22 protein-coding genes are annotated in these 23547 nt (G+C 64.4%); 11 read left to right on the forward strand and 11 right to left on the reverse strand.

The features are described from left to right. Window positions 1-34 precede the first annotated feature (34 nt). From rpmH to yidC, 3 genes are read left to right on the forward strand one after another with little or no spacing between them, the layout of a single operon-like run. Window positions 35-169, forward strand: a complete 135-nt coding sequence (gene rpmH, locus FJ430_RS03305) for a 50S ribosomal protein L34 (protein WP_008833937.1) — start codon at window positions 35-37, stop codon at window positions 167-169. A gap of 16 nt (window positions 170-185) precedes the next feature. Further along, on the forward strand, window positions 186-539 hold the full coding sequence (gene rnpA / locus FJ430_RS03310) for a ribonuclease P protein component (protein ID WP_140708569.1): 354 nt from the start codon (window positions 186-188) through the stop codon (window positions 537-539). 14 nt (window positions 540-553) lie between these two features. Beyond that, window positions 554-2374 carry a membrane protein insertase YidC gene (gene yidC, locus FJ430_RS03315; protein ID WP_140641885.1) on the forward strand — a complete coding sequence of 607 codons (1821 nt, stop codon included), beginning with the start codon at window positions 554-556 and terminating at the stop codon, window positions 2372-2374. A 353-nt stretch (window positions 2375-2727) separates the two neighbouring features. Here yidC and FJ430_RS03320 read toward each other — a convergent pair whose 3' ends face one another. The 3 genes from FJ430_RS03320 to FJ430_RS03330 are packed head-to-tail and all read right to left on the reverse strand — an operon-like array spanning window position 2728 to window position 6015. Next, a complete protein-coding gene (locus tag FJ430_RS03320; RefSeq protein WP_140641887.1) occupies window positions 2728-4272 on the reverse strand; it encodes a DHA2 family efflux MFS transporter permease subunit in 1545 nt (514 codons plus the stop codon). After that, window positions 4269-5558, reverse strand: coding sequence for an HlyD family secretion protein (locus tag FJ430_RS03325; RefSeq protein ID WP_140708571.1), 1290 nt, complete (start codon window positions 5556-5558; stop codon window positions 4269-4271). Before FJ430_RS03325 ends, FJ430_RS03320 begins: the two co-directional genes overlap by 4 nt. Beyond that, complete coding sequence (locus tag FJ430_RS03330; protein ID WP_140708573.1) at window positions 5551-6015, reverse strand: MarR family winged helix-turn-helix transcriptional regulator; 465 nt, start codon at window positions 6013-6015, stop codon at window positions 5551-5553. The genes FJ430_RS03325 and FJ430_RS03330 overlap by 8 nt, the downstream gene beginning before the upstream one ends. 166 nt (window positions 6016-6181) lie before the next feature. Between FJ430_RS03330 and FJ430_RS03335 the strand changes: the two genes are divergently transcribed. The 3 genes from FJ430_RS03335 (at window position 6182) to yihA (ending at window position 7888) form a co-directional block, all read left to right on the forward strand. Next, window positions 6182-6496, forward strand: a complete 315-nt coding sequence (locus FJ430_RS03335; RefSeq protein ID WP_140708575.1) for a hypothetical protein — start codon at window positions 6182-6184, stop codon at window positions 6494-6496. 85 nt (window positions 6497-6581) lie between these two features. Next, window positions 6582-7220 (forward strand): CatB-related O-acetyltransferase, encoded by a 639-nt coding sequence (locus FJ430_RS03340; RefSeq protein WP_140708578.1) that lies wholly within the window; start codon window positions 6582-6584, stop codon window positions 7218-7220. A gap of 86 nt (window positions 7221-7306) precedes the next feature. Then, window positions 7307-7888, forward strand: a complete 582-nt coding sequence (gene yihA, locus FJ430_RS03345) for a ribosome biogenesis GTP-binding protein YihA/YsxC (RefSeq protein WP_413467858.1) — start codon at window positions 7307-7309, stop codon at window positions 7886-7888. Window positions 7889-7900: 12 nt separating this feature from the next. Here the strand turns inward: yihA and FJ430_RS03350 are convergent, their stop codons facing one another. Beyond that, on the reverse strand, window positions 7901-10375 hold the full coding sequence (locus FJ430_RS03350) for a DNA translocase FtsK (RefSeq protein ID WP_140708583.1): 2475 nt from the start codon (window positions 10373-10375) through the stop codon (window positions 7901-7903). A 221-nt stretch (window positions 10376-10596) separates the two neighbouring features. Next, window positions 10597-11295: a TetR/AcrR family transcriptional regulator gene (locus tag FJ430_RS03355; protein WP_140641901.1), complete on the reverse strand. Its 699-nt coding sequence runs from the start codon at window positions 11293-11295 to the stop codon at window positions 10597-10599. Between the two features lie 132 nt (window positions 11296-11427). Here FJ430_RS03355 and FJ430_RS03360 point away from each other — a divergent pair, with 132 nt between their 5' ends. Together FJ430_RS03360 and FJ430_RS03365 are read left to right on the forward strand one after the other, a co-directional pair. Next, window positions 11428-12621, forward strand: a complete 1194-nt coding sequence (locus FJ430_RS03360) for an HlyD family secretion protein (RefSeq protein ID WP_140708585.1) — start codon at window positions 11428-11430, stop codon at window positions 12619-12621. A 118-nt stretch (window positions 12622-12739) separates the two neighbouring features. Further along, window positions 12740-14353: a DHA2 family efflux MFS transporter permease subunit gene (locus FJ430_RS03365; protein ID WP_140708587.1), complete on the forward strand. Its 1614-nt coding sequence runs from the start codon at window positions 12740-12742 to the stop codon at window positions 14351-14353. Between the two features lie 93 nt (window positions 14354-14446). Here the strand turns inward: FJ430_RS03365 and msrB are convergent, their stop codons facing one another. The 4 genes from msrB to FJ430_RS03385 form a co-directional block, all read right to left on the reverse strand. Further along, entirely contained in the window at window positions 14447-14950 is a 504-nt protein-coding gene (gene msrB / locus FJ430_RS03370; protein ID WP_140654515.1) for a peptide-methionine (R)-S-oxide reductase MsrB, read from the reverse strand. Window positions 14951-15184: 234 nt separating this feature from the next. Beyond that, window positions 15185-15742, reverse strand: a complete 558-nt coding sequence (locus FJ430_RS03375; RefSeq protein WP_140708589.1) for a fasciclin domain-containing protein — start codon at window positions 15740-15742, stop codon at window positions 15185-15187. Window positions 15743-15947: 205 nt separating this feature from the next. Next, window positions 15948-16670 (reverse strand): anti-sigma factor domain-containing protein, encoded by a 723-nt coding sequence (locus FJ430_RS03380; protein WP_140708591.1) that lies wholly within the window; start codon window positions 16668-16670, stop codon window positions 15948-15950. Next, a complete protein-coding gene (locus FJ430_RS03385) occupies window positions 16667-17206 on the reverse strand; it encodes a sigma-70 family RNA polymerase sigma factor (protein ID WP_140708593.1) in 540 nt (179 codons plus the stop codon). Before FJ430_RS03385 ends, FJ430_RS03380 begins: the two co-directional genes overlap by 4 nt. A 143-nt stretch (window positions 17207-17349) precedes the next feature. On the opposite strand from FJ430_RS03385, the gene FJ430_RS03390 reads away from it, so the two are divergent. Together FJ430_RS03390 and argB are read left to right on the forward strand one after the other, a co-directional pair. Continuing rightward, a complete protein-coding gene (locus FJ430_RS03390; RefSeq protein ID WP_140708595.1) occupies window positions 17350-18864 on the forward strand; it encodes an amidase in 1515 nt (504 codons plus the stop codon). A gap of 451 nt (window positions 18865-19315) precedes the next feature. Then, window positions 19316-20209, forward strand: a complete 894-nt coding sequence (argB, locus tag FJ430_RS03395; RefSeq protein ID WP_140708597.1) for an acetylglutamate kinase — start codon at window positions 19316-19318, stop codon at window positions 20207-20209. Window positions 20210-20261: 52 nt separating this feature from the next. Here the strand turns inward: argB and bchE are convergent, their stop codons facing one another. Both bchE and FJ430_RS03405 read right to left on the reverse strand, forming a co-directional pair. Then, entirely contained in the window at window positions 20262-21821 is a 1560-nt protein-coding gene (gene bchE, locus FJ430_RS03400; RefSeq protein ID WP_140708599.1) for a magnesium-protoporphyrin IX monomethyl ester anaerobic oxidative cyclase, read from the reverse strand. A 233-nt stretch (window positions 21822-22054) separates the two neighbouring features. After that, complete coding sequence (locus tag FJ430_RS03405; RefSeq protein WP_140708604.1) at window positions 22055-22531, reverse strand: Lrp/AsnC family transcriptional regulator; 477 nt, start codon at window positions 22529-22531, stop codon at window positions 22055-22057. Window positions 22532-22666: 135 nt separating this feature from the next. Between FJ430_RS03405 and phhA the strand changes: the two genes are divergently transcribed. Continuing rightward, on the forward strand, window positions 22667-23503 hold the full coding sequence (gene phhA / locus FJ430_RS03410) for a phenylalanine 4-monooxygenase (protein ID WP_140708606.1): 837 nt from the start codon (window positions 22667-22669) through the stop codon (window positions 23501-23503). Window positions 23504-23547: the final 44 nt, after the last annotated feature.

Consider the following 23547-nt stretch of genomic DNA (forward strand, 5'->3'; position numbering starts at 1 on the left):
TCAAGAAGGGCCGCACCCCGCGGTATTAAAACAAATGAAGCGTACCTACCAACCGTCCAAGCTCGTCCGTAAGCGCCGGCATGGTTTCCGTGCCCGCATGGCCACCAAGGGTGGCCGTGGCGTCGTTGCCGCCCGCCGCAATCGCGGCCGCAAGCGGCTCAGCGCCTGAACGAAAGACGAGATCGTTGCCCGCAACCGGCAAGCCAAAGGGGAAAACCCCCGGGCGGCTTCTGAAACGCGCGGAATTCCTGGCTGTGCGCGGCGGCGAGAAACGCCGCGGGCGGCTTTTTCTCGTTGAAGTTCTCGACCGCGGCGATGACCTTGCGCCGCGCGTCGGCTACACCGTCACCAAGAAGGTCGGCAACGCCGTGGTGCGCAACCGCGTCCGGCGGCGACTGAGGGAAGCCGTGCGCGTCCATGCCGCCGATGACATGGCGCCCGGCAATGATTATGTCATCGTCGGGCGTGAAGACGTGCTTGCCATCCCGTTCGGCCAGTTGAAGGCCGAGCTTTCCCGCCGGCTGCGCGGAACACGATAGGCCAAAGGCTTTCGATGGAAAACAACCGCAATTTCTTCATCACCATCGCGCTGTCGGTGCTGATCCTGACCCTCTGGCAGGTGTTCTACATGAACCCTCGCATGGAGCAGCAGCGCGAGCAGACCCGCGTCGAGCAACAGCGCGTCGAGGCGCAGAAGAAGGAAGCGGGCGGCGGCGCCAACTCCGGCGCGGCCGGAACGCCGGCTCCCACCGCTGGCGCGATCCCCAACGCGCCCGGCGGCGATACGGTGACGGCGGCCAGCCGCGACCAGGCTGTTGCCGCGACCAAGCGCGTCAAGATCGACACGCCCAGCCTCGAGGGTTCGATCAACCTGACAGGCGCGCGCCTCGACGACCTGAAGCTCAAGCACTACACCGAGACGGTCGACAAAAACTCGCCCGAGATCCAGCTTCTCAACCCGCAGGCGCTGCCCACCGGCTATTTCGCCGAGATCGGTTTCGTCGGCACCGACAAGACAGGCGCGGTGCCTAGCTCGGACACGGTGTGGAGCGTCGAAGGCAATCCGACGCTGACCCCGTCGACGCCGGTGACGCTCACCTACACCAACGACAAGGGCCTGACCTTCAAGCGCACCATCTCGGTCGACGACAACTACATGTTCACCGTTTCCGACACGGTGCAGAATTCGGGAAGCGCAGCCGTCAGCCTGTTCAACTACGGCCGCGTCACGCGCTACGACAAGCCGGCCGTGGCCAGCACCTATGTGCTGCATGAAGGCCTGATCGGCGTCACCGGCACCGAAGGGCTGACGGAATACAAATACGCGGCCATCGAAAAGGACAAGGAAGTCAAGCCGGGCAAGTCGACAGACGGCTGGCTCGGCATCACCGACAAATACTGGGCCGTCACCCTGGTGCCCACCGAAAAGCAGCCCTTCCAGCCGCGCTATGGCTACTTCGAGGACGGGCGCCACCGCTATCAATCCGACTTCCTCACCGATGCGATCAATGTCGGTGCCGGCCAGTCCGCAACTGTCGAGACGGAGATTTTCGCCGGCGCCAAGGAAGTCGCCAAGATCAATGCTTATGAGGCTGACCGTCATATTCGCCAGTTCAACTTGTTGATCGACTGGGGCTGGTTCTACTTCATCACCAAGCCGATGTTCTGGCTGATCGACACGCTCTACAAATTCTTCGGCAATTTCGGCCTGGCGATCCTCGCCACCACCGTCGTCGTCAAGGCCATCTTCTTCCCGCTGGCGAACAAATCCTACGCCTCGATGGCGAACATGAAGAAGGTGCAGCCGAAGATGGTCGAGATCCGCGAGAAATACGCGGACGACAAGATGAAGCAGCAGCAGGCGATGATGGAGCTCTACAAGACCGAGAAGATCAATCCGCTCGCCGGCTGCTGGCCGGTGGCGCTGCAGATCCCGGTCTTCTTCTCGCTCTACAAGGTGCTCTACATCACCATCGAGATGCGGCACGCGCCGTTCTTCGGCTGGATCCACGACCTTGCGGCGCCCGATCCGACGTCGATCTTCAACCTGTTCGGCCTGCTGCCCTTCGCGGCGCCCGCCTTCCTGCCGCATATGGGCGCCTGGGCGGTGGTCATGGGCATCACCATGTTCCTGCAGATGCGCATGAACCCGGCGCCGCCGGACCCGACGCAGGCGGCGATCTTCACCTGGATGCCGGTGATCTTCACCTTCATGATGGGTTCGTTCCCGGCCGGCCTCGTCATCTACTGGGCCTGGAACAACACGCTGTCGATCCTGCAGCAGGGCGTGATCATGAAGCGCCAGGGCGCCAAGATCGAATTGTGGGACAATCTGGCGGCGCTGTTCCGCAAGAAACCATCGCCAGCGGAATAGAAGGCGCCACGGGTTACAGATCAAAACCCCGGCCTTGAACTGACCCCCGAAGGTTGTGTCCAACTTTCGGGGGTCAGTTCACTTGGTCGGGGTTTTTTGTTGGAGATGCCGACGGGACAGCGCCAACCTTCGCGATTGGCCGTGTCCCTCTTCCCGGTCGTCATTCCAGGGCGGAGCAAGGAGCGGAGCGACGCGCGCAGGCCCTGGAATCCATGCCGTTACGCTAAGGCGTTGCAACGGTTACAGAATTCTGCACCGTCACACTCTGCGGCAAAGGTCACGGAATGGATCCTCGGGTCAAGCCCGAGTATGACGACGTCGCGGAGGCCGGATGGCCGAGCTGGGCGGACGCCTCACTCCATGACCGCGCTGTGGTCGACCTTGGCCGGCGTGCCCGGCTTGCGCAGCAGAAGCACCAGCGGGATGGCGGCCAAAGACAGGATCATCATCAGCTTGAAGTCGTCAACATAGCTGATAATCGTCGCCTGCAGCGTCACCAGGCCGTCGAGCGCGGCGCGGCCGGCGGCGGTGTAGGGGCTCAGCGCCTGCGAGACCGCCGGATCGCTGAAGGCCGGGTTGTACGGCGTCACATAGGTGGCGATGTTGGCGTGGTTGATCTGCTGGTTCTGCGTCAGCAACGCCGTGACCACCGAGATGCCGACGCTGGAGCCGATGTTGCGCGACAGATTGTAGAGGCCGGTGCCCTCAGAGCGCCGCTCCGGCGCCAGCGTGGCGAAGGTGATGGTGGTGAGCGGCACGAACAGGAAGCCCAGGCCGGCGCCCTGGATGAAGCCGGTGCTGATGATCGTCCATTGCGAGACGTCCGGCGTCCATCCGGTCATGTCGTACATCGCCCAGGCGGTGATCGCGAGGCCGATGAACAGCAGCCAGCGTGTGTCGACCTTGCCGACCAGCCTGCCGACGATGAACATGCAGGCCATTGTGCCGAGGCCGCGCGGCCCCATGACGATGCCGGCCGTCACCACCGGATAGCCCATCAGCGTCTGCAGGTAAGGCGTCATCAGCGCCAGCGAGGCGAGATAGGTGATGCCGATGATGAAGATGAACACCATGCCGACGGCGAAGTTGCGGTCGAGGAACAGCCGCGGGTTCACGAAGGTGTCGCGCGCGGTGAAAGTGTGGACGATGAAGATGTAGAAGGCCGAGGCGCAAACCAGGGCTTCGACGATGATCTCGGCCGAGGAGAACCAGTTGAGCTGCTCGCCGCGGTCGAGGAACATCTGCAGCGAGGCGATGGCGATCGAGAGCATGCCGAAGCCCAGCCAGTCGAGCCTGGCCTTCAAGTCGAGCTTGGTTTCCTGGACGAACATCGAGACGCCGATAAAAGCCAGCGCGCCGATCGGCACGTTGATGTAGAAGACCCAGCGCCAGGAGACGTTCTCGGTCAGCCAGCCGCCGATGACCGGGCCAAGCACCGGACCGACCATGACCGAGACGCCGAACAGCGCCATGGCCGAGCCGCGCTCCTCAACGCTGTAGATGTCGAGCAGGATCGACTGCGACAGCGGCACGAGCGCCGCGCCGAACAGGCCCTGCAGCAGGCGAAAGCCGACGATCTGCGGCAGCGACTGGGCGAAACCGCACAGCACCGAGGCGACCACGAAGCCGGTGATCGCCACCAGAAGGATGCGCTTGCGGCCGAAGCGGTTGGCGAGATAGCCGGACGGCGGCGTCATCACGGCCGCGGCGACGATATACGAGGTGAGCACCCAGTTGATCTGGTCGGCGCTCGCCGAGACGCTGCCCTGGATATAGGGCAGCGCGACGTTGGCGATGGTGGTGTCCAGCGCCTGCATGATGACCGCAAGGATCACACAAGCGGTGATGGCGCCGCGATTGGCGACCACCGACGCGCCTGTCGCGGAAGCCGTTGTCATGACTTTGGTCCGGATTGCTTGAAGAGGTTGGTGATGAAGTCAGGCAGGCCGCGGGCGTGGCCGGTGTCGATGCTGACGACGGCGCTCATGCCGCCGCGCAGCGGCGGCTTGCCGTCCGGATCGTCGATCGTCACCCGCATCGGGATGCGCTGCACGACCTTGACCCAGTTGCCGCTGGTGTTCTGCGCCGGCAGCAGCGAGAAGCTGGACGAGGAAGCAGGGCTGATCGAGCCGACGGTGCCGTGCCAGACATCGCCCGGATAGCCATCGATGCTGATCGTCGCGGTCTGGCCGGGGCGTACATAGGTGAGCTCGGTTTCCTTGGGCTCGGCCGCGATCCAGATGTCGGTCGACGACACCAAGCTGAAGGCCGGCTGCGAGGCCGGCAGGTACTTGCCGACCTGCAGCGCGTCGACATTGGTGACGATGCCGTCGAACGGCGCCTTGACAACGGAATCGTTCAGGTTGCGCTGCGCGTCGTCCACCGCCGACTGGGCCTGCAGATAGAACGGGTTCTGCTCGACCGGCTGGCCGGCGTCGCCGCCGAGCTGGGCAAGCATCGCCTGCGCCTGCGCCTTGGCGACGGTCACCTTCTGGCGGGCCGCAACGAGATCGTGCTGGGCGCTGTCGAAGGTCGCCTTGGAGGCGGTCGAGGTCTTGAGCAGGTCCTGCTGACGCTGGAAGGCGGACTCGTAATAGGGAATGTCCGCTTGCGCCTGGTCGATCGACGCGAGCGACTGCTGGTAGCTCGCCTGCAGCGTCAGCACCTGGTTGCGCACGGTGCCGAGCTGCGCCTTGGCGCCCGCCAGCGCGGTTTCGAAGGAGGCAGGCCGCAGCCGGAACAGCACATCGCCCTTCTTCACCGCCTGGTTGTCGTGCACGTCGATCTCCTGCACGGTGCCGGAGACGTCGGTCGAGACGCCGAGCGATTGCGCCTGGATATAGGCGTTGTCGGTGGTCATGATCTGGCCGCCGATGACGTAGTAGTAGCCGCCGGCCACCAGCGCGACGGGCAGCAGCGCAAACAGGATCGGCCGCGTCAGGCTGCGGCGCGGCTTTACGGGAGCGGGCGGAGCCACCGTGACTGCTGCCGGCTTCGGCTGTGCCGAGGGAGCCTCGGCGACCGGCTCCGGCGCCACGGGCGCTTCCAGCTCATCGTCTTCGACGACAGGCGGGTTGGCGCGCCTCTGTTCGCGCTGGCTGTCCAGGCTGATGACCTGGTCGCTTGCTCTTTCGCCGACATTTTCCTCGTCGGTGGGCTTTCTGGGTGAGGTTCCTTCAGACATGGACTTTCTCCCGGTCGAGGGCCGGCTGGGTGCAGGCCTCGAGCAGATTGGATTTGATCAGGCAAAGGGTTTGCAGCAGTTGCCGCTGCGCGTCTGCGGACAGGCCGGTGAAGGCCTCCTCGCGCGTCTTCTGGCCGTTGCTGCGCATCACTTCGATGAGCGGATGGGCCTTCGGGGTCAGATAGAGAAGCCACGCCCGGCGGTCGGCCGGATTGGGCCGACGCTCGATGAAGCCGCGCGCCTGCATCTTGTCGAGCAGCCTTGCGAGCGTGATCGGCATGATCTCGATGAGGTCGGCCAGCTTGTTCTGATGGATGCCCTCACGCAGCGAAAGATAGGCCAGCACCTGCCACTGCGCGCGGGTCAGGCCAAAGGCGCGCGACCGCTGCTCGAACCGCTTCCTGAGCAGGCGCGCGACATCGTGCAGCACAAAGCTGATATTTGGCGAGGTGGACATGGGAGGACTTCGGAGGCTGCGGACAAACTTTCGTGAGCATGCTTATTATCATCATGCACATAATCCTGCTGGACGCGGAGCGCAAGACCGACTAAGGCGCTTGGTAAAAATATCGCATAGGCCAAAACCCGGCCGGGCCGGCCTGGTTTGCGGCAAGGACAAGACGATGAACCGGCTCAAGATCATCATGCTGGCGCTGCTGGCGGGATATGCTTTTCCGGCCGCCGCGAAGGACGCGGTGAGCTGCGGCGGAGCGGCGATGCTGGGTGGCGCGCAGCTCAATTGCAGCCACGTGCAACCCAAGGCGCCGCCGCAATTCTGCACCTTCAGCTGGGCGCTGCACACGACGACCGGCGAGCAGAAAATCGTCGAAGGCAGCTTCTCGCTGCCGCCCGGAGCCTCGAACGTCCAGGTCTATCAGGGCAGCGGTTTCGACAGCGCCCTTTCCAACCCGATCGTGATCTGCCGCGGCAACCATTGAACGGTTGGCGCTGTGGAACGGATCACGTTAGTTTGATCGCGCGCGAACCGCGCCGGAACATGCCTGCGACCATGGAGGGACCGCGATGACCGGACCCAACCCCAACATCAAGCATCCGATTGCGATGCATCCGCGCGTCGGCTTCCTGAAGGGGCTGGTGAGCGCGCCGAATATCGAGATCGGCGACTTCACCTATTACGACGACCCCGATGGTCCCGACAAATTCGCCGGGAAATGCGTGCTGCATCACTACGACTTCATCGGCGACCGGCTGGTGATCGGCAAGTTCTGCGCCATCGCCGAGGGCGCGCGCTTCATCATGAACGGAGCCAACCACGCCATGTCTGGCTTCTCGACCTATCCGTTCAACATCTTCGGCCATGGCTGGGAGGAGGGTTTCGACCCGCGGACATGGTCGAACGAGATCCGCGGCGACACCGTCATCGGCAATGACGTGTGGATCGGCATGGATGCGGTGGTCATGCCGGGCGTCAAGATCGGCCACGGCGCCATCGTCGCCGCGAAATCGGTTGTCACGCACGACGTGCCGCCTTATGCGATCGTCGCCGGCAATGCGGCCAAGGTGGTGAAGATGCGCTTCGATGAATTCACGGTGCGGCGGCTTTTGACGGCTGCATGGTGGGACTGGCCGGTCGACAAGATCAGCCGCAACCTCGATGCCATCCGCGGCGCCGATATTTCCAAGCTGGAGGCAGCGGTTTGAACGCGCCCGATAAGACCCCGAACGAAACGGCGATCAGCCCGGAGCTGTTCACCCGCGGCTGGGTCTTCATCCGCGGCGTGCCGTCGATGAAGTTCCTGCCGCCGGAAGGCCCACCGGAGATCGCCTTCGCCGGCCGCTCCAATGTCGGCAAATCGTCGCTGATCAACGCGCTGGTCGGGCACAAGGGCCTGGCGCGGACGTCGAACACGCCGGGGCGCACGCAGGAGCTTAACTATTTCGTGCCCGACGGCTTTTCCGGCGAAGGCGCCGACCTGCCGCCGATGGCGCTGGTCGACATGCCGGGCTACGGCTATGCCAGCGCGCCTAAGGACAAGGTCGATGAGTGGACGAAACTCATCTACGAGTATCTGCAGGGCCGCGTGACGCTGAAGCGCGTCTATGTGCTGATCGACGCACGCCACGGCATCAAGGCCAAGGACGAGGACGTGCTGACCCTGCTCGACAAGGCGGCCGTGTCCTACCAGGTGGTGCTGACCAAGACCGACAAGATCAAGGCCGCCGGCGTGCCGAGGCTGATCGAGGAGACGCTGGCCAAGATCAAGAAGCGGCCGGCGGCGTTCCCGGTGGTGCTGGCCACCTCATCGGAAAAAGCCGCCGGGCTGGACGAGCTGCGCGCCGCCATCGCCCTGGTGGCGAACGGCGGCTGATTTCGTTGGACCTCAATCCATCTCGTCGCGTTCAGGCTCGCGGTCGCGCCGGCCGGTGAGTATCTCGCGCTTGCCGACATGGTTGGGGGCGCCGACCAGCCCTTCCTTCTCCATGCGCTCGACCAGCGAGGCGGCGCGGTTGTAGCCGACGCCGAGGCGGCGCTGGATGTAGGAGGTCGAGCATTTCTTGTCGCGCTTGACCACCTTGACCGCTTCCTCATAGAGCGCGTCGCCATCCTCCTCGGCGATCGCGCTTTTGTCGAAGACCGGACCGGCGTCGGCTGCTTCCTCGGCTTCCTCCTCGTCGGCGGTGACGGTGTCGAGATATTCGGGACGTCCCTGCGCTTTCAGATGCGCCACGACCTGCTCGACCTCCAGGTCGGACACGAAGGGACCGTGCACGCGCGAAATGCGCCCGCCGCCGGCCATGTGCAGCATGTCGCCCTGGCCGAGGAGCTGCTCGGCGCCCTGCTCGCCGAGGATCGTGCGGCTGTCGATCTTCGACGTCACCTGGAAGGAGATGCGGGTCGGGAAATTGGCCTTGATGGTGCCGGTGATGACGTCGACGGACGGGCGCTGCGTGGCCATGATCAGATGGATGCCGGCGGCGCGCGCCATTTGCGCCAGCCGCTGGATGGCGCCTTCGATCTCCTTGCCGGCGACCATCATCAGGTCGGCCATCTCGTCGACGATGATGACGATGTAGGGCATGGGCGCGAGGTCGATCGCGCGCTCCTCGAACAGCGGCGCGCCGGTGCCTTTCTCGAAGCCTGCCTGCACCTGCATGGTCACGACCTCGCCCTTGTCGCGGGCGCTTGCGGCGCGCTGGTTGTAGCCGTCGATGTTGCGCACGCCGAGGCGCGCCATCTTGCGGTAGCGGTCCTCCATCTCGCGCACCGCCCATTTGAGCGCTGTAACCGCCTTCTTGGGATCGGTGACGACCGGCGTAAGCAGATGCGGGATGCCGTCATAGACCGAGAGTTCGAGCATCTTGGGGTCGACCATGATGAGGCGGCATTCCTGCGGCGTCAGCCTGTAGAGCAGCGACAGGATCATGGTGTTGATGGCGACCGACTTGCCGGAGCCGGTGGTGCCGGCCACCAGCAGATGCGGCATCTTGGCGAGTTCGGCGATGACCGGTTCGCCGCCGATCGTCTTGCCGAGTCCGAGCGCCAGCTTGCATGAGGTGTTGCGGAAACCGGCCGATCCGACCAGCTCGCGGAAATAGACCGTCTCGCGCGTTTCGTTGGGCAGCTCGACGCCGATGACATTGCGGCCCGGCACCACGGCGACACGGGCCGAGACGGCCGACATGGAGCGGGCAATATCGTCGGCCAGGCCGATGACGCGGCTGGATTTCACGCCCGGTGCCGGCTCGAACTCGTAGAGCGCGACGACCGGGCCGGGGCGGACATGGATGATCTCGCCCTTGACGCCGAAATCCTCCAGCACGCTTTCGAGCAGGTCGGCGTTCTGCTCCATGCGCTCCTGCGACATGTAGAAGCCCTGACCTTCCGGCGGCATCTGCAGAAGGTCCTCGGAGGGAAGCTCGTAACCGGCCATCGCGGATAGCGGCACAACCTCGCCGGCCATGGGTAGCGAAGGCGTCCGCCTGGCCGTCCTTGCACTCGACGGGGCGGAAACCGGCACGGGCTCGACAGGCGTCGGCTGGACGGCCGCGAAGGCCGGCGTGGACATCGAGGCAGAGCCAGCATTCGACACGTTGGAGCGCCATTCTATGACCCGGTAAAACGACGTCGCCTCGCTCATGAAGGGGGCATGGGCTTGGCTCGACTGGGCCGCCGGACGATGCGCCGGCATCGGCTTGACCGGCGGTTGCGCCGGAACGGCCGGCGCCTGACCGGCTTCGTTCAAACGCGCCCGTGCCAGGCGCTCGGCGAGGAAGGGCATGCCGAATTCGAAAAAGGCATGATCGGAAAGATAGGACCAGCGCAGTCCGCTTGGGCGCGGTTTTGACGTCGGAGCGGCGGCCGCCTGGGAGAGCGCCGCAGCCGGAGGGATTGCGGCAGGGGCAATCGCGGAAGGCGCGCGGACCGGTCTGGTTTGCATCGGCGCTGCGGCGGGAGCGGCTGTGACGGTAGGGCTTTTGCGGGCCGGAGCGGCAGGTGCCGGCGGCGCGGGCCGGACGGGCTCGGATACCTTGCCATGCGCGGCATCTTCCACCTGCGGGGCGGCGCGCCTGGAGAGATCGGTGTCCGGCGTGCGGGTGAACCGTACATTGGGCGCAAGGAAGAAATAGTCCTGCCATGCCGGGCGGCTGAACTCCCCGCCATCGGCCGATTCGGAGGATGCGGCGCGAGCCGCGTCCGATTCGCCTGCCGGCGCAACGCGCAACGCGACCACCTGCCCCGATTGCGGCTGCGGCTGCGAGGCCCCGCCACCGCGCCCGTCCGTGCCGTGATCGTCTTCGCCGTTATAAGCGGAAGCGCCGGAAAGATTGGCACGGGAAAAGCGCGTGGATGTCATTCTCGAGACTCGCCGATTGAACGTCTCCCGAGACATAGGAAGCGATGGTTAACAGGTCCTTCCGAAAGTGCCTGCCGGACGATGCCGATCGAAATTTTGAGAGGGTCGGCGGACGATCTCGATGACGTCGCTTTCAGCCGTCATTGCCCGCGCCCTCAAAGACGCGGCGAGGCCCTTCAGCCTTGCTTCGCACGCTTTGGGATCCACCTGCCCCGGGGCAGTCAGGCCGATTGCAACGCCTTTTCCTCGGCGAAGAATTTTTCCGTGGCGTAGGCCTTGAGGAAGACGTCGACACCGGAGGTCACGATGTGTTCGATCTCCGCCTGGCTCGGCGCCTTGGTGCGGTAGGAGAAGATGCACTGGCGGAACAGGCCGGCGAGACAGAGCTCGGTGAACTGATAGGCGGCAAGGTCGACATCGTCGATCTTGAGCAGGCCGCGTTCGACGGCTTCAATAAGGAAAGCCATGACCTTGTCGTGGCCGCGCTTCGGGCCGCGCTCGTAGAAGCGCGCGCCGAGCTCCGGGATCCTGTCGGACGCGCCGACCACCGTGCGCTGGGCCTGGATGACCTTGGCCGAGGTGATCTTGACGGAAAGCACGGTGCCAAACTTCACCAGCGTCTTGCGCAGGTCGTCGAAGTGGTCGAGCACCTCATACATATTCTTGAAGATGGTGCCGCGCTCTTCCTCGATGAGAGCCTCGAACAGCTCTTCCTTGTTCTCGAAATAGACGTAGATCGTGCCTTTGGAGACGCCTGCCTCGCGCGTGATGTCGTTCATCGAGGCGGCCTCGAATCCCTTGTCTATGAAGACGCGGCGGGCGCCCTCGATGATCTGGGCCCGTTTTACAGGATCCTGCCCGGCCGCCGGACGGCCCTTGCGCAAGTCGAGCAGATCGCTATCGGCTGTCGTTTCGACCATGGAAGTCATTCCCTAGAAAATATTTCGAACCGCTCGGTTCGATTTCCTCTTGATATGGTCCTCTTTCCGCGCTATGTCAACGGGGAATTCGAACCGAACGGTTCAGTCTGACTGACATTCCAGAGAGATCCCATGTCCTCGAACGCGCCCGCCACCGCCGAAGTCCGCACGTTTCCCAACGCCAAGGTCCAGCCCTCGACCGAAGCCCCGGAAGCGCCTGTCCAGCCCGTCACCCCGATTGCGCCTCCCGCGGCCGACGCGCCGGCCAAGAAGAAGCGTTCGGTGCGCTCTTTCCTTCTGCCTATCATCGGCCTTGCCCTCCTCGGCGCCGGATCCTGGTACGGATACAACTATTGGACCGACGGCCGGTTCATGATCGCCACCGACGACGCCTATGTCCAGGCCGATATGTCGTTCGTGTCGCCGAAAATATCCGGTTACATCGACAAGGTGCTGGTGAGCGAGAACCAGCAGGTCAAGGCCGGCGATCCGCTGTTCGTCATCGACAATGGCGACTACAAGATCGCGGTCGCCCAGGCCGAGGCGCAGATCGCCACATTGAGCAAGACGCTCGACCGCATCGACGCCCAGACCAAGGCGGCCCAGGCCTCGCTGTCGCAGGCCGAGGCGCAGAAGGTCGCGGACCAGGCCGCCGCCGACAATGCGGCGCGCGCCCAGGTGCGCGCCGCGCAGCTGCTCAAGACCCATGTCGGCACGCAGGCCCAGCTCGACGACGCCCAGACCGCGCTCGACCAGGCCAAGGCGGCGCTTGTCGGCGCCGACGCGCAGATCGCCGCGGCGCAGGCCAATGTCGGCGTTCTGGAAGCGCAGCGCGCGGAATCGGCCTCGACGCTCGCCTCGCTGCAGCTCACCCGCGACAAGGCGCAGCGCGACCTGTCCTTCACCGTGCTGAAGGCGCCTTATGACGGCGTCGTCGGCAACCGCTCGGTCGAGCAGGGCGACCTCGTCAGCCCCGGCCAGAAGCTCGCCGTCGTCGTGCCGATGGACAAGCTCTACATCGTCGGCAACTTCAAGGAGACGCAGCTCGGCCGCATGGTGCCCGGCGAGAAGGTCCGCATCACCGTCGACGCGATCGACGGCCAGACCTTCGAGGGCACCGTGTCCTCACTGGCCCCGGCTTCGGGCGCGGTGTTCTCGCTGCTGCCGCCGGAAAACGCCACCGGCAACTTCACCAAGGTGGTGCAGCGCGTGCCCGTCCGCATCGACGTCCCGGCCGACGTCTTGAAAACCGGCAAGCTGCGCGCCGGCCTGAGCGTCGTCGTCGCGGTCGACAGCCGCACCGCGCCGGCCTCGACGACCAACTAATTGGGGGGCGGTTCGGCGGCCATTCGAGCGCCGAGCCGCCCAGCCTGCTTTATCCGTTTCGACGCAATTCGGGACCGCCACGCGCTTGTCCTCGAGAATTGCCTAGGGAGGCCATGACATGGCAACCGCAACCATCACCGCAGGATCGGCACCGGGACGCCCGGTCGCTGCCGCGCCGGCCCTGCCCGCGGACCATATGCCTGTGCGCCGCGTCGTCGCCTTCCTGGCGATGGTGTTCGGCATGTTCATGGCAATCCTCGACATCCAGATCGTCTCGGCCTCGCTGTCGGAAATCCAGGCGGGCCTGAGCGCCAGCTCCGACGAGATCCCGTGGGTGCAGACCGCCTACCTGATCGCCGAGGTGGTGATGATCCCGCTGTCGGGCTTCCTCAGCCGCATGCTGTCGACGCGGGTGCTGTTCACCACCGCGGCGGCCGGTTTCACCGCGGCCAGCGCGCTGGCCGCCACCGCCACCAATATCGACCAGATGATCGTCTACCGCGCCATCCAGGGTTTTATCGGCGGCGGCATGATCCCCAGCGTGTTCGCGGCCGCCTTCACCATCTTCCCGCCCTCCAGGCGCGCCGTCGTCTCGCCGATGATCGGCCTGGTGGCGACGCTGGCGCCGACGATCGGCCCGACGGTGGGCGGCTATATCAGCCATGCCATGTCCTGGCACTGGCTGTTCCTGATCAATGTCGTGCCCGGCATCCTGGTGGCGACGGCGGCCTGGGCGCTGATCGATTTCGACAAGCCCAACCTGAAACTGTTCTCCAAGTTCGACTGGTGGGGCCTCGCCGGCATGGCCGCCTTCCTCGGCTGCATGGAATATGTGCTGGAGGAAGGCCCGAACCATGATTGGCTGCAGGAGCCGGCGGTGTTTGCCTGCGCCATCATCATGACCATCGGCGGCATCATCTTCTTCTGGCGCGTCTTCACCGCCGAGGAGCCGATTGTCGACCTCAGGGCCTTCAGCAACGTCAACTTCGCCTTCGGCTCGCTGTTCTCCTTCGTCGTCGGTATCGGCCTTTACGGGCTCACCTATCTCTATCCGGTGTTCCTCGGCCGTATCCGCGGTTACGATTCGATGATGATCGGCGAGGCGCTGTTCGTCAGCGGCCTGGCGATGTTCTTCACCGCGCCCGTTGCCGGCATCCTGTCGAACAAGATCGATCTCAGGCTGATGATGATGATCGGCTTCCTCGGCTTCGCCACCGGCACCTGGTGGATGACGAACCTCACCGCCGACTGGGATTTCTATGAGCTGTTGATCCCGCAGATCCTGCGCGGCTGCTCGATGATGCTGTGCATGGTGCCGATCAACAACATCGCGCTCGGCACGCTGCCGCCGGAACGGTTGAAGAATGCGTCGGGCCTGTTCAACCTGACCCGCAACCTCGGCGGCGCCGTCGGCCTCGCGGTGATCAACACGGTGCTGATCGACCGCAACGCCTTCCACTATGCGCGGCTCTCCGAGCATGTGCAGTGGGGCAGTCAGGCGGCGCAGGCCAAGCTGCAGAACATGACGCAGACTTTCGAGCAGACCGCCGGCCTCGACGCCACAAGTGCCGCGATCTCGAAACTGTCCGGCATGGTGCAGCAGCAGGCCGCGCTTTTGTCCTTCATGGACGTGTTCATGATGCTGACGGTGCTGTTCGCCTCGCTCGGATTCTTCGTGCTGTTCATCAACAAGCCGGCCCAGCAGGGCGGCGGTGGCGGTGGAGGTCATTGAGGAGCCGGAACCCCCGCCTGGCTTCCTCAACGCGTGACCCCGGAAATCGGCGACGATTTCCGGGGTCATTCTTTTCGGCAGGACTGGATTTGCTCAGGCGGCGGCCGGCTTGAAGCTCAGCGCCACGCCGTTGATGCAATGGCGCAGGCCTGTGGGCGGCGGCCCATCGTCGAAGACATGGCCGAGATGGCCGCCGCAGCGGCGGCAGTGGACCTCGGTGCGGGTCATGCCGAGAGAATTGTCCACGGTCTTGCCGATGGAGTTGGCGATTTCCTGGTAGAAGCTCGGCCAGCCGGTGCCGGAATCGAATTTGGTCTCCGACGAATAGACCGGCAGGTCGCAGCCGGCGCAGGCGAAGATGCCCTTGCGATGCTCGTTGAGCAGCGGGCTGGTGCCGGGATATTCGGTGCCCTCTTTGCGCAGCACGTCGAAGGCCTCGTCCGAAAGGATGGCGTGCCACTCGGCATCGGTCTTTGTGACCTCGAAGGTTTCGGCGGCAAGAGCGGGTTTCGGTCCGCCGGCGCGCAGCATCGCCCCGGATCCGACGATGAGAGCGGTGGCGGCAGCCCCGCTCCAGAGAAAATCGCGACGGTTCATGGCCGTTCCTCCTGACGCATTTTGCCAAGATAGAGCGCCGCCCGGAAATCAAAAGCCGGTGACGCCCTATCCGTCATGTTGAGCAATTCCAGACGGAAACCGCGTGGCGCCTTGCTGGAATTGCCGCTCCGCGCCCCCTTTCGGGACAGCGCGGAGCACACCCTTGCCGGCGACGCGGATCTTGGATGTCGCGGCCGGCGCTCAGCCATGTCTTCGCCGGCCAGGTCCGCTTTGTTACATCTTCGGCAAGAGAACCTTGTCGATGACGTGGATGACGCCGTTCGACTGGCGGACATCGGCGATGGTGACGTTGGCGACATTGCCGTTCTCGTCGGTGACGGTGACCTTGCCCTTTTGCGACTTCAGCGTCAGCTCGCAGCCGCCGACCGTCTTGACCTGGTGCGCGCCGCCATCGGCCTTGGCCATCTTGGCGACATCGGCGGCCAGCGCCTTGGCGGCGATGACATGGCAGGTGAGTATCTTGGTCAGCTTGTCCTTGTTTTCGGGCTTGAGCAGCGTTTCGACGGTGCCCGCGGGAAGCGCCGCAAAGGCTTCGTTGGTCGGCGCGAAGACGGTGAACGGACCGGGGGTCTGCAGCGTATCGACCAGGCCGGCAGCCTTGACGGCAGCGACCAGCGTGGTGTGGTCCTTCGAATTGACGGCGTTCTCGATGATGTTCTTCTTGGCGTACATGGCCGCACCGCCGACCATCGGATTGGCGGCATAGGCAACGGCGCCGAGCGCGGAAAGGCCGATCGTGGAGGCAAGCAAAAGGATGGCGAATTTACGCATGGTATAAGTCTCCTCGGGTTGTTTTCTTCCCGCCAGTGGGAACGAAAGGAGATACGGATGTGAAAAAAATTAGTTTCACGAGCGTCGAGAGATTTTTTCTTTCGATTAGTTTCTCTAACACCGCCTGTGGCGACAGCGAACTTCCGCCGATTGCCGAAGGCAAGCGATAGACTTTAATCAGTCTTTGAGACCATGTCGCCTGAGATCAGATGCCCTTCAGGTCACCCGCGGCGACGACCGGACCGGTCGGCTGACCGGTCGGCGAACCGCCCGAAGGCTCGAGACTGACGGCGAGCACGGCGCCTTGCGCCAGCTTCTGCTGGACGGCCGCCGTGACCGCCATGCGTGCGGTCGGGCCGGCGGGGATGACGCCCATCGAGACCGGCGCGTTCTTGCCTTCGATCATCCACAATTCGAAATCCTTGCCGGCGCCGCGATCGCCGGAGATCAGCGACAGGCCGACCTCGTGGCGGGCGGCGTCATAGACGGCAAGGTATTTGACGTTGCTGTTGTCGGCGGCGAGTGACGCGACCAACCTGGTCTCGGGCGGCTGGACCGGCGGGCTGACATAAGGCAGGGCGACATAGACGGCCAAGGCGGCGATGGCCGCCGCGGCGAGGCCGCGCCAGAAGGCCAGGCTCGCCCACAGGCCGGCGCTGGGCGCCGTGGGCGTGGATGCGGACGACGCGAACAGGCGGCGGTCGATCGCCGCCTTGATCGAAGCCGGCGGCTCGACCGCGGCATAGGCGGCAGCCATCGGCGTGAAGTGGGCTTCCCAGGCATCGACCAGGCGGGCGAACGCCGTCTCGGCGTCGATGCGGCGGGACGCGATCTGGCGTTCGTCGGCCGCCAAAACGCCGAGAACGTATTCGGCGGCGAGCAGCTCGTCGCCTCCATGTTCCGGTCCGTTGTCTTCCGCCAGCGTCATCTTTCCAGGCATTCTCTAAGTTTGAGCAGGCTTCGCCGCAGCCAAGTCCGCATCGTGTTCAGCGGAACCTTGAAGCGCTCCGCCAGCTCGGCATAGCTTTCGCCGCTCAAATAGGCGCCCCGGACGGCCGCCGCCCGGTCTTGTTCCAGCTCGTCAAGGCAATGGTAGATGCGTTCGGCCTCGCCGGCCGCCACTGCCATGGCCTCAGGTCCCGGCGTCGGATCGGCGACTTCGAAGGCCGTATCGATGTTGGCAGAAGGGCTGCGCCGCGCCCGGATGCGATCAATCGCATGGTTGCGCGCAACAGCCACCAGCCAGGAAATCGGGCTCAGATCGGAAACCGCGAAACGATCCGCCTTCATCCAGATTTTGACGAAGACCTCCTGCAGCGCTTCTTCCGCATCTCCCCTGTCCCGCAATACACGAAGGCAGACACCGAAAAGTTTCGCGCTGGTCTGCTTGTAGAGCAGATCGAACGCTGCCCGGTCCTTCATCGAAGTCCGGACGATCAGCTTGCTGATGTCCTGCGGCGCCATGCAGGCAAATTAGAAGGTTGCGATTTATTTGCAACGGGCGCCGAGAGCTTGGTCACCCCAAGGTTTGTCGTGCCATTGGCTTGTCGAATCCCGATACCGATTTGCAGGCTCATGAGATAGTCTTCGCCAAAAGAGGGGCGGCGATGTCGATTGAACACGTGCTTTGGGAGCGGGATGCGACCGGTCTCGCCGACCTCGTGCACAGGAATGAAATCTCGCCGCCCGACCTGGTCGACGCGGCGATCGCGCGCGCCGAGGCGACACGGCCCGACATCAACGCCATCGCCACGCCGCTTTACGAGGCAGCGCGGGCACGGGCGAAGACCATCGACCGCACGCTGCCACTGGCCGGCGTGCCGTTCGCACTCAAGGACCTCGGCATCGGCCTCAAGGGCGTACCGATCCACGGCGGCAGCCGCATCCCGCCCTTCACGGCCGATTTCAGTTCGGTGATGGTCGAGCGTTATCTTGCAGCCGGCCTGATCCCGATCGCCACCAGCACCTCGCCCGAGCATGGGCTGAGGCTGATGACGGAGTCGGTCCGCTTCGGCATCACCCGCAATCCCTGGAACACCGGCCACACGACCGGCGGCTCATCGGGCGGATCGGCGGCGCTCGTCGCCGCGGGCGTGGTGCCGGCGGCGCACGCTTCCGACGGCGGCGGCTCGATCCGCGTGCCCTCCGCCTGCAGCGGGCTGGTCGGCTTGAAGACCTCGCGCGGGCGCGTGCCGCTGACGCCGCTCGTCAGCGAAAGCTGGTACGGCATGGTGGTCGACCATGCCGTCAGCCGCTCGGTGCGCGATACGGCGCTTCTGCTCGACCTCACCCACGGCGCCGATCCGCTCTCGCCTTACGCGGCGCGCGCGCCGCAGGGTTTCTTCGCGGTCGCCGCGGCGCGCGACCCGGGCAAGCTCACCCTCGCCGTCTACCGCAAGTCGCCGCTCGGCCTGCCGATCTCGGCCGAAACGCTCCAGGCGCTCGACACCGCGGTGGCGCTGGCGCGCGAAGGCGGCCACACCGTGGAAGAGATCGACCTGCCTTTCATCGGCCGCGATTTCATTTCCGATTTCTGCAAGACGGTCGCTTCTGCCGTTGCCGGCACGATCCGGGGCGAGGCGCAGCGCGTCGGCCGCCCGGTGACCGGCGAGGTCGAGCGTGCGACCCGCGTTCTCGCACGTCTCGGCGAAATGCTGTCCGCCGGCGAAATCTATGAGGGCGTGCAGCGGCTCAACGCCACGGCGCGGCGGCTGATCGAAGAGACCGCGCGCTTCGACGCCGTGCTGATGCCGATCATCGCGCATCCGCCTTTGGCCTGCGGTTCGATGGACCCCAAAGGCGCCGACGAATTCGTCGAGAACCTGCTCGACAAATTGCATCTCACCCGCCTGCTCAAGGTCAAGGCGCTGTTCGGCCAGCTGATGGACAAGAGCCTTTGGTTCACCCACTGGCCGGCGATCCAGAATGTCAGCGGGCAGCCGTCGATCGCGCTGCCGGTGCATGTCACCGCGGACGGCCTGCCGCTCGGCATCCAGGCAGCCGGCCGGCCCGGCGACGAGGAGACGCTTTTGTCCTTCGCTGCGCAGATGGAGAAGCTTTCGGGTTGGCTGAAGCGGCGGGCGCCGCTGAAAGTGCCTGGTGGTTCTGCGCAGGGATTTTGAAAACTGCCACTTATCACGGTAAGATTGTCATCGTCATTTCGGTGGGATCAGCGCAAACGCTGCGAATTGGCCGAAGCCTTCCGACCTCGTCATTCCAGGGCGGAGCAGCCGCGATGCGGCATCGCGGAGACCCTGGAACCATGCCGTGACCTTGATCGTAGACTGCAGCAGAGCAGAATTCTGCACCGTTGCGGCGCTCATGCGTCACGGAATGGATCCTCGGGTCTGCGCGCGTCGCTTCGCTCCTTGCTCCGCCCGTGGATGACGAGGTTGGGCCGTTTCGGCCAATCTCCAAGGCATGCCACCTACCAACACAGATACGGCCTGCGCGTCAAAATCACTGTGCTGGGGAACTAGCAGATTTCGTCATTGTGACCGCAAAGCTGTTTGCGACACGCCGCAATACCCGCTAAGACGCCGCCGTCCTTTCCTAGAAGCCGGGAACCAATCGATGACGGACATCGCCGCCACCGCCGAAATGCAGGCCGCGCTGCTTTCGCGCGCGCTGCCCTATATGCAACGCTACGAGAACAAGACGGTGGTGGTGAAATATGGCGGGCATGCCATGGGCGATACCGAGCTCGGCAAGGCGTTCGCCCGCGATATCGCGCTGTTGAAACAGTCCGGCGTCAACCCGATCGTCGTGCATGGCGGCGGGCCGCAGATCGGCGCGATGCTCAGCAAGATGGGCATCGAATCCAAGTTCGAGGGCGGCCTGCGCGTTACCGACCAGAAGACGGTCGAGATCGTCGAGATGGTGCTGGCCGGCTCGATCAACAAGGAGATCGTGGCGCTGATCAACGCCGAGGGCGAGTGGGCGATCGGGCTCTGCGGCAAGGACGGCAACATGGTGTTCGCCGAAAAGGCGCGCAAGACCATGATCGATCCGGATTCCAACATCGAACGTGTGCTGGATTTGGGCTTCGTCGGCGAGCCGGTCGAGGTCGACCGCACGCTGCTCGATCTTCTGGCGCGCTCCGAAATGATCCCGGTGCTGGCGCCGGTCGCGCCGGGCCGCGACGGCCACACCTACAACATCAATGCCGACACGTTTGCGGGCGCCATCGCGGGCGCATGCCGCGCCTCGCGCCTGCTCTTCCTCACCGACGTGCCCGGCGTGCTCGACAAGAACAAGAAGCTGATCGACGAGCTGACGGTCGCCGAAGCCAGGGCGCTGATCAAGGACGGCACGGTTTCCGGCGGTATGATCCCGAAGGTCGAGACCTGCATCGAGGCGATCGAGCGCGGGGTCGAAGGCGTCGTCATCCTCAACGGCAAGACGCCGCATTCGGTGCTGCTGGAGCTCTTCACCGAGCACGGCGCCGGCACGCTGATTGTTCCGTAACAAGGGCAAGTTCACCGTTTTCATGAAACGGTGAACTTGCATAATCAGCCGGCTAATCTTTTTTCACCGCCTCGGCTCGGACTTCGATAGCAGGCAAGGCCGGCCTGCGGACCGGCCGCCTGACGATCATCGATTCTTCCTCGGCGTCCTGTGGCGCGCCCCAGAACTCAGCAAGCGTTGGGCCGTCCGTGACGCGGCCATCGCGGGCGAGAAAACCCCAGACCTCACGGAACCAGACGCGACGCCCCATCTTCGTGTACCAGCGCATCGAATGGCGCTGCTCGGGATCGGGGTGGAAGAGGATGCGCGCCAGTGCCTTCGGCCGCGACTGCACCGCGACTTCGATCAGCTTGACCGCGAAGAACAGCATCCAGGGTTTCAGCCGGGTCATGTGCAACACCTGGTGCTTGTAGTCCCAGAGGCGCACGTCCTTCTGGATCACCTTGCGGTCGCTGGCGATGCGGAAGAACGGCGTCCAGCGATGCGGCGTGACATAGAGCGCCTGGATCTGGTCCGGATCGTAAGCGATGAGCTGGCGGAAGCCGCGCCAGAGATCGCGCAAGGTCTCGTCCTCGAAGCCGGCGACCCAGGTCGCCATCGACAGGATGCCGTGTCGCCTGAGCAGCCGGATCGCCTCGCGGTCGGATTTGGTGCTGCCACCCTTGCGGATCAGCGACAGCGTCTCCTCGTCGGTGTTCTCCATGCCCAGCAGCCAACGGATGACGCCAGCCCTGCGATAAAGGTGCAGGATATCGGCATCGCGCACGATGTCGTCGGCGCGGGTCGAGCCGACGATCAGCACCGGGACGTTCTCGGCGATCATGGCGTCGAGAAAGGCGCGCCAGGCCTTCTTCGAGGAGGTCGGGTTCTCGTCCGCCAGGTTGATCAGTTCGACGCCGTGCTCACGATGGAGCCAGGCGATCTCCCTGGCGAATTTGATGGAGTCGCGGTGGCGCCAGCGGGTCCAGAAGCCGCGTTGGCCGCAATAGTTGCACAGATGGGGGCAGCCGCGCGAGAACTGCATGACCACGGCCCGCTTGCCGCCCCAATAGGAGTAGCGGCGATGATCGATCAGCTCCCAGCCGACGCGCCAGGCGTCGAGATCGGCGATCGTCATGGCCGCCTGGGTCGCGACGGGAAGGCCGAGGTCGTCGCGATAGGCGATGCCGGCGACGCTCGCCACCGGCTGGCGCATCTCGATCGCCTCGACCAGCGCCGTCGCGGTCGCCTCGCCCTCGCCGCGCACGATGAAATCGAAGACGTCCGTCGCCGCCAGGATGTCGCGCCAATGATAGGTCGGGAAGACGCCGCCATAGATGACGATGACGCCCGGTGCGCGGCCCTTGATCGTTTCGGCGATCTTCAAGGCGGTCGGGTGCGCCGAGGTCGAGCCGGAATGGCCGATCAGGACGAAATCCGGATCGTCGCGCAGGGCCTCGTCGACCAGCACGGCAAGCGGCATCGGACCGAACTCGGCATCGACCAGCCGGACCTGATGGCCGGAATCGATCAGCGGGCCGCCGATCGCCAGCAGCCCGAGCGGCGGCAAATGATCGTCGGGCACGCGGCTGCCGATGGCCGTGTGCGGCGGATTGATCAGCACGATATTCATGGCGGACCTCTTGCGTTGGTCCGCTTGTGCTAGTCGGCGATGTCGAAGCCGCTTTGGCGCGGTTCAGCAGTTTCCACGCAGCTTTTCGGGAGAAGTTTTGTTCTGAAGCAATTCCGGACGGAGGGCTACGGCGAAGTTGCCGAGCCTAAACGCCTCACACTTTTCCTGGAATTGCTTTTTGCGTGGACGCAATTCCGGACGGAAAACCACGTCGCACTTTTCTTGGAATTGCGTCAGCGCCGCAGGTGACTGAGCGGCACGTGGCCGGGGCCCTTGATGTTCTGCAGCACCAGTTGCGTGTGCACGTCGCGCACGCCGGGCAGGCGCATCAGCCGGTGCATGACGAAGGCATTGAGCTCGTCCACCGACGGCACCATGACATGCAGCAGGAAATCGTGGTCGCCGGTCATCGTCCAGCAGGACGAGACTTCGTCCATGCGCTGCACGGCGGCGATGAAGCTTTCAGGCGAGCCGTCGCTGTGGCTGACCAGCCGCACCTGGATGAACACCTCGACCGTGAGCCCGACGGCGCGGCGGCTGAGCACGGCGGCAAAACCCTTGATGATGCCGGTTTCCTGCAGCGCCTCGAAGCGGCGAGCGCAGGGCGTGGTCGATAGCCCGATTTCCTGCGCCAGCTCCGAGACGGGCTTGCGGCCGTCGCGCTGCAGGATATCGAGCATCCTTATCTCGAAATCATCGAATTGAGGCATGTTTTGTCGATCTCACGTTTATCTGAGTTCTTTTACCTCGAAATCAGCTGACGAGCCACAAACAAGGCGGATTTACCTCAGCGTTCGCTCCTAAACTCCTCTCCACGATCCGCGGATAACGACCTCGAGGAGGATATGATGACGATCAGCGTTGCCGATTACGCCGCCGAATGCGCGGCACAGGGCCTTCGCGGCGACTATTCGGTCTGCCGCAGCGATTTCACCGTGGCGCAGGGCTACGACTATTCAGCCGAGGAACAGGCGGTGTGGCGCACGCTGTGCGACCGCCAGACGAAGCTGACCCAGAAGCTCGCGCACCACTCCTATCTGGATGGTGTCGCCGCGCTCGGCCTGCTCGACAGGATTCCGGATTTCGACGAGGTCAGCGAAAAGCTCACCAGGCTGACGGGCTGGGAAATCGTCACCGTGCCCGGCCTGATCCCAGCCGGCCCTTTCTTCGATCACCTCGCCAATCGCCGCTTCCCTGTCACCAACTGGCTGCGGACGAAGAAAGAGCTCGACTATATCGTCGAGCCGGACATGTTCCACGACTTCTTCGGCCATGTGCCGATCCTGACCCAGCCGGTGTTCGCCGATTTCATGCAGATGTATGGCGAGAAGGCCGAGGACGTCATTGCGCTGGGCGGCGACGAGATGATCACAAGGCTCTACTGGTACAGCGCCGAATACGGCCTCATCCAGGAAGCCGGGCAGCCGCTGAAGGCCTTCGGCGCCGGGCTGATGTCGTCCTTCACCGAGCTGCAATTCGCGGTCGAGAGCAAGGATGCCCACCACGTGCCGTTCGACCTCGCGACGGTGATGCGCACCGGCTATGAGATCGACAAGTTCCAGCGCGCCTATTTCGTGCTGCCGTCCTTCGATGCGCTGCGCGATGCTTTCGCCCATGGCGACCTCGCCGGCATCGTGGCGCGGTTCAAGGGTCAGCCGGCGCTCGACCCGGCCACGGTCTGAGGTCGGTTTTCGCCCAACCGACATTCAGGGCGGTTCAGCCGCTG

The sequence above is a fragment of the Mesorhizobium sp. B2-8-5 genome, assembly GCF_006440675.2.
Lineage (GTDB): Bacteria > Pseudomonadota > Alphaproteobacteria > Rhizobiales > Rhizobiaceae > Mesorhizobium.